The 897-nt window shown below is 69.7% G+C and carries 1 protein-coding gene and 1 pseudogene; one reads left to right on the top strand and one right to left on the bottom strand.

The features are described 5' to 3' along the window. A pseudogene (locus I71_RS36515) lies at positions 1–347 on the bottom strand (hypothetical protein); the annotation flags it as partial. Between I71_RS36515 and I71_RS27390 the strand changes: the two are divergent. Then, positions 322–897: tRNA-dihydrouridine synthase (locus I71_RS27390; protein WP_244434082.1), on the top strand; the 576-nt coding region annotated here is incomplete at its 3' end. The pseudogene I71_RS36515 and the gene I71_RS27390 overlap by 26 nt on opposite strands.

Genomic DNA, 897 nt, shown 5'->3' with positions numbered 1-897 from the left:
CGACCCGCAGCGGCGAGAAGCCAGGCTGGGGCAGCAAGCCCTTCCCCAAGGGCGACCGCAGCGGGCATTTCGTCACCCTGGCTTCGGGCTATGCCGATGACGATGACGCCCTGCCGATCCGCACCGACGCCCGCGTGGTGGGCGCGACGCTGAAAGCCGGGGAGACGGCGACCTATCCGCTCGGCAAGGACCGCCGCGCTCTTCAGCCACTGGTTGACCTTCCAGCCGTCCGCGGTCTTCTCGGCGACACGCAGGTCGCCGGCATCCAGCGCATCGAGCGCCGCGTTCACGGCGTCGCGGACGGGGCCGGTGGTGGCGGTGGTGAGATCGGCGGGCTTCAACAACATCGAGCTGATCTCCGACCGGCCGCTCGCCGTCAATCTGCAGGAGATCATCGAGGTCAAGCGCGACTGGCCCGACCGCGCCATGGTCGTCTCGCTGATGGCCACCATGACCGAGACCGCCTGGGCCGGCCTCGCCCGCCGCATCGCCGAGACCGGGGCCGCCGACGGGCTGGAACTCAACCTCGGCTGCCCGCACGGCATGTGCGAGCGCGGCATGGGATCCGCCATCGGGCAGGTGCCGGAGATGGTCGAGCAGGTCACCCGCTGGGTGAAGAACGCCGTCAACCTGCCGGTGATCGTCAAGCTGACCCCCAACATCACCAACATCCTGTGGTCGGCGGAAGCGGCCAAGCGCGGCGGCGCCGACGCGGTGTCGCTGATCAACACGGTGAACTCCATCGTCGCGGTCGATCTCGACGCCATGGCCCCGACCCCGGTGGTCGACGGCAAGGGCAGCCACGGCGGATATTGCGGCCCGGCGGTGAAGCCGATCGCGCTGAACATGGTGGCGGAGATCGCCCGCAATCCCGACACAAGCGGCCTGGCGGTCAGC

The sequence above is a fragment of the Azospirillum sp. B506 genome, from assembly GCF_000333595.1.
In the GTDB taxonomy this organism is placed as follows: domain Bacteria; phylum Pseudomonadota; class Alphaproteobacteria; order Azospirillales; family Azospirillaceae; genus Azospirillum.
The sequence above is the reverse complement of the archived record's forward strand: the minus strand, read 5'-3'. Positions and strand labels throughout refer to the sequence as shown.